3 protein-coding genes and 1 pseudogene are annotated in these 5769 nt (G+C 39.8%); 3 read left to right on the plus strand and 1 reads right to left on the minus strand.

Annotated elements, in window-relative coordinates:
* Positions 1-144: 144 nt before the first annotated feature.
* Positions 145-747, minus strand: a pseudogene (locus A1QC_RS02290) (peroxidase family protein); the annotation flags it as partial.
* Between the two features lie 476 nt (positions 748-1223).
* Here A1QC_RS02290 and A1QC_RS02295 point away from each other — a divergent pair.
* From A1QC_RS02295 to A1QC_RS02305, 3 genes are all read left to right on the plus strand, one after another.
* Positions 1224-2183: a glycosyltransferase family 2 protein gene (locus tag A1QC_RS02295; RefSeq protein ID WP_017026067.1), complete on the plus strand. Its 960-nt coding sequence runs from the start codon at positions 1224-1226 to the stop codon at positions 2181-2183.
* Entirely contained in the window at positions 2101-3939 is a 1839-nt protein-coding gene (locus A1QC_RS02300) for a GtrA family protein (protein ID WP_198926400.1), read from the plus strand. Before A1QC_RS02295 ends, A1QC_RS02300 begins: the two co-directional genes overlap by 83 nt.
* A gap of 201 nt (positions 3940-4140) precedes the next feature.
* Positions 4141-5571, plus strand: a complete 1431-nt coding sequence (locus tag A1QC_RS02305) for an NAD-dependent succinate-semialdehyde dehydrogenase (RefSeq protein ID WP_017026069.1) — start codon at positions 4141-4143, stop codon at positions 5569-5571.
* Positions 5572-5769 lie beyond the last annotated feature (198 nt).

The following is a 5769-nucleotide window of genomic DNA, read 5'->3' on the forward strand; positions in this document are numbered from 1 at the left end:
CGGTTCAAGTCCGCCTACCGCTACCAAATATAGAAAAGCCGATCCTTAATAGGGTCGGCTTTTTTGCGTTTGTTATTTAATAAAAAAAGCCTGAAGATGAATTCAGGCTTGGAGGTTAGCCGTAAACGCGATCTTTAGTCGTGATTATTGGTGTAGATCAAAGCGATCGAGTTGCATAACTTTGACCCATGCTTTAACAAAGTCGCTGACAAACTTTTGGTTTGAATCTTTACTCGCATACACTTCAGATACTGCTCTAAGTTCTGAACTTGAGCCGAAAATCAAGTCAACAGGTGTTGCTGTCCATTTCAATGTATCCGATTTACGATCTCGGCCTTGATAGAGTCCTTCATCTTTAGGCGACTTATCCCACTTTGTAGACATGTCGAGTAAGTTAACAAAAAAGTCATTCGTTAATACTCCAGGCTTATGGGTTAATACGCCATTTTTTGAGTGATCGCTATTGGTTGCTAATACACGTAGCCCGCCAATTAATACGGTCATTTCTGGGACGGATAAGGTTAATGTATTGGCTTTGTCTACCAGCATTTCGGTTGGTGATAATGCCAAATTGTTTTCATAGTAATTACGGAAAGCATCGGCTTTAGGTTGTAGCGCATCAAAGGTATGGATGTTTGTTTGTGCTTGTAGTGCGTCATTACGTCCGGCGACAAAAGGAACGTGAACCGAGTAACCCGCATCTTTAGCCGCCTTTTCAATGGCTGCGGCTCCGGCTAATACGATCAGTGATTTATAGTTTTTAATTTTGCCGTGTTAGCGCTGGCGTACAGCCCTTTATGGAAGGGAGGTTCGGGAAGAAAAGTTAATATTAATATTTGGAGATATGGTTAATTTAATTTCGATTAATGTTTTTAATCTCTGTGGGCATCTGAATAAACAAATTGAATGTAGAAAGCATTGAGCTAGAACTTAACAATAAGGCGATAGGTAGCGGTTAATCTGGTTTGCTTATCTGTAAAACATCCACCTTTTGTCAATTCAGGGTATGTTTTGTAAAAACTTTGACAAAACAGTGATTAATCAGTGAATAATTTCTAAATTCAACTATCTTAGATACAAGTTGTTACATTTGTAATGAGCCATCACATACCGTCGTTTACTCCGTACTATCTTTTTTATGTTTCTTTTTGAAAGCGTAAAACGACCTTATAAATTGACATGACCTGCCAATTTCCACTGTTTGTAAATAACTCGGGTAAATTATGAAAACCGTCTCTATTGTGGTGCCTTGCTTTAATGAAAGTGAAGTGATCGATACAACGATTGCTGAATTGATTTCAGTAACCAATGGCATTGATAACTATCAGTTTGAATTGATTTTTGTAAATGATGGCAGTTCAGATGACACTGAATCCAAATTATTAGCGCACAGCCAGCAACATGATAATGTTCGTACTATTTCATTTTCACGTAACTTCGGTCATCAACAAGCGGTTAGTGCTGGCTTGGATGTGAGTACTGGTGATGCTGTCGTATTGATCGATGCCGATCTACAAGATCCTCCTAAGTTGATCGCTGATATGATCGTGAAGTGGGAAGAAGGCTTTGATGTGGTTTATGGCACACGAGCCAGTCGTGAAGGTGAATCTAAATTTAAGTTAGCTTCCGCTAAATGGTTTTACCGCACATTAAATTATTTATCTGAAGTCCCGATTCCATTAGATACTGGCGATTTCCGTTTGATGGACCGTCAAGTGGTTGATCACTTAGTCGCCATGCCAGAAAAATCTCGTTTTATTCGTGGCATGGTAAGTTGGATTGGCTTTAATCAAACGTCTATTAACTATGAGCGTTCTGCTCGTTTTGCTGGTGAATCTAAATACCCATTAACCAAAATGCTGAAGTTTGGTATCGATGGTATTTTATCGTTTTCGGTAAAACCGTTGAAATTATCGATCATGATGGGCTTTGCTTGTTCTGGTTTTGCGATGTTAATGCTGTTGTATTCAGTGTACGTTCGATTGATGACTGATCATTGGGAATCTGGCTGGACTTCATTATTAGTCTCAATCTTATTCATGGGTGGAGTACAGTTAATCTCAATTGGTATTTTGGGTGAATACGTGGCGCGTATTTACAATGAATCAAAAGACCGTCCGTTATATATCATTAAGAAAAGTAGAGAACTCGATGCTGCAAAAGCCGATGAAACTGTTAAATAATCTGGTTTATACCGATTTTAAACAAAAAATTCGTTTTGGTTTAGTTGGCGTGATTAATACAGTGGCAGCGTACCTTGCGTTCGTTGCCCTGTACCAAGTATCTGATCGATATATCGTGTCTTCTGTGCTGTCATACCTTGTTGGCATGCTAGTGAGCTATGCGTTAAACCGCAGTTTTGTCTTTAAAAGCGAGGCCAAGAAAGGGCAGTTTTTGCCATTTTGTATTGTTAACCTGACTTCGCTTGGTTGCTCGACGGCGACCTTGTACCTATTAGTACATTATGGCGGAGTTATGGTTTACCTTGCTCAGGCATTAGCGGTATGTGTGTCGATGGTGATTAACTACCTTGGCTACCAGAAAGTCTTCACTCAAGGTGCTTCTATGAAGTCTATTTTTTCGTTTGTATATCATGATGGGCGAATCGATTGGAAAGAAGTGGCGAAGTGGTGCTTTTTTACTGCATTGGCTATGGTAACCATATTCAATGTTCACATGTCAGTTGTGTCTAACATTGCTCATGATGCCTTACCTTACATGGAAGGATACAGCGATAAGTTTGTATCTGAAGGGCGTTGGATTAATTTTGCTTTGTTCTATACCCTCCGAGCGATACCGTCACCTATTGCGGTGATGTTGTGTGATGCCTTTATATTTTACTTCGGCTATCGGTTAGCGTTAGGCGTAAGAAAAGATACTTGGTTAGCATTGTGTTTTGGCTTATTAATCGTGAGTGTGCCTTATTTTACAATGCTATTTAAGTGGCCAATGACCTTGATCCCTGGTTGCTTTATGTTGGCATTATTTGCTCATGTAAAAGATAAGTTTAACCCATACGCCTTATTAATTGTTTCAGGCATATTGTTGTTTGCTACTTACCCTGCATTCTATTTCTTAATGCCGTTGCTATTTCTTTCAAGCTTAAGTCGTTCATCATACTTTGATATTTTTAAATTCTTATGTGTGTGGGCAATTGGCTATGTCTTGGGTTATGTGGTGGCGAATGGGTTGGTGTACGCTTATACCTATTTTTTCTCCGATCATGCGAGCTTTATTCAATTTGCTTCTTGGAGACGTTCAGATCCATTAAACAGTGTGGCAGGCTTGATTGAAAATATAACCAAGAGCTCGGATAACTTTGAACGTAATGCTTTATACATTTCGAATCTTAGCCCGTGGTTTTATCTTCCTGTTGCTCTAACCACTTTGTGGGCAGCTAAAAAACACCTGAAGTACACTTTAATTGTTTTTCTTGTTGTGATTTCAATTTATGCCAGTGTGATTGCGATGGGCGTAACGGTTCCATTGCGCTCTGGTATTACTTTGCCGATTGGTTTAAGTATGATGATTTTGCTATTAAACAATAAATGCTGGCGAGCAGTGGCTTTGCTGTTGTTGTTTATTCCATTTGCTTATCAAATGCATGATTACAACTCGGGTTATACTAGCAGCAGAGTGGCGATGGCGACCATCTTAGAAAAAAATGATACTCACGGTTATTTAAAACAACCGAAAAGTTTTAAGAAAGTCGTGATCAGTGTTGATGAAGTGAAAACCAGTGCTTACATGTACCAGTTGACGGATTCTAATGCATTTAAAACATTGTCTAATTTACGTTATCACTTCATTCAACCCTATCTGTATAAACAGGGATGGCCACGTTCAAAAATAGAGGTTATCAATGATCCTCATTTAACCGTTCGTGGTGAAGCAATCATTAAAAAAGAAGATGATGTATTGTTTATTGATATCGATTAATCCCCGCTACTTTCTGTGATCAAAGCCTCTACTTATTCAGTAGGGGCTTTTTTGTTTTCATTTATTGACATGGGTACTATTTGGAAGCCTAGATTATTTTGGTCATAGAGCGCATTATGTGAAGTTCTTCTGATAAGTCTTTCAGCCAAATTGTATTTGAAATAAGAATTAAAATTTATTGATAAGTAGAAAGGAATGGATATGGAACAACTAAAAAATCAAACTTTGCTTGCTTCTGTGCTAATTGACGGAAAAGGACAACAAGTATTCAATCCATTCGATAATAGTTTACTTGGTACTGTTGCGATGTCTTGCCAAGCCAAAATTGAACAAGATGTGCTTGATTTAGAGATTGGCCAAAAAGCTTGGCAAAAGAAACCGGCGGCAGAGCGTTGTCGTTTCTTAAAAAAATGGCATCAACTCATCTTGGAAAATGAAGACGATTTAGCCATGCTGATCACGCTTGAATGTGGGAAGCCGTTGAAAGAAGCGTTAGGCGAGGTTCGTTATGGCGCATCTTTTATTGAATGGTTTGCTGAAGAAGGTCGTAGAGCTTATGGTTCAACCATTCCATCGGCAACCAATGACAGAACATTACTGACGGTCAAACAAGCCGTTGGAGTAGCTGCAGCAATTACGCCTTGGAATTTTCCATTAGCGATGATCACGCGTAAAGGTGCTCCAGCCTTGGCTGCGGGTTGTAGCTTTATTTGTAAACCGTCTGAATTGACGCCTCTCACAGCTTTCGCTGTTACCGAGCTGGCTTATCAAGCTGGTATCCCTAAAGACGTTCTACGCATGGTTGTAGGCGAAAGTGCGCATGATGTGGGTGAAGTCTTTACCTATCATTCTTCTGTGCGTAAATTTTCGTTCACTGGCTCTACATTAGTGGGTCGAAAGTTACAAATGCAATGCGCATCTACGATTAAGCGCACCTCGATGGAATTAGGCGGAAATGCGCCATTCATTGTGTTTGATGATGCCGATATTGATCATGCCGTTAAAGGTGCGATTGCTAGTAAGTTTCGCAATGCTGGTCAAACGTGTGTTTGTGCTAACCGTTTTTATGTACAAGATGCCGTCTATGATGAGTTTATTGACAAGCTGGTGGCAGAAGTCGATAAGCTCAAGGTGGGGAATGGCTTAGATGAGTCAACCGATATTGGCCCTGTGATCACTAAAGAGGCGAAGAAACGCTTACTGGATTTGATTGAAGAGGCAAAAGGCCGTGGTGCTAAACAGGTAAATAAAGACGTTCAATTGGAAGGGCAGTTCGTTGCACCCACGGTACTTGTCGATGTTGAGCATGATCGACCAATTGTTCAAGGTGAAATTTTTGGTCCTATTTTACCTATCATTCGTTTTGAACATGAAGATGAAATGATTGCGATGGCAAATGACACAATTTATGGCTTAGCTGCGTACTTTTATAGCCAAGATATGAACCGAATTTGGCGCGTGGCTCATAACCTTGAATATGGCATGGTTGGCGTAAATGAAGGGGTTATTTCGACAGAGGTTGCGCCATTCGGTGGCGTTAAGCAGTCTGGTAATGGTAAAGAAGGTGCGAAAGAAGGGCTAGAAGAATACCTAGAAACTAAGTATGTCTGCATTGGTGGTTTAGAGCGATAAGCCTTAGATTGAACTGATAGAGAAACGCAGTTTAAAGCCAGCAGCGTTTTGTGAGCCTTATACTCTCTATTACATGGAGTTTATCTGTGTGATAGAGAATAAGAACAGTATAGGCTTTATTTTTAACCTAAGCGGCTGAGTGGGTAATTATAGAGTCATGTCACCTCAATACGCAGATACAAAAAAGCCTCATCAAAT

It is taken from the genome of Vibrio rumoiensis 1S-45 (assembly GCF_000286955.2).
Classification (GTDB): Bacteria; Pseudomonadota; Gammaproteobacteria; order Enterobacterales; family Vibrionaceae; genus Vibrio; species Vibrio rumoiensis_A.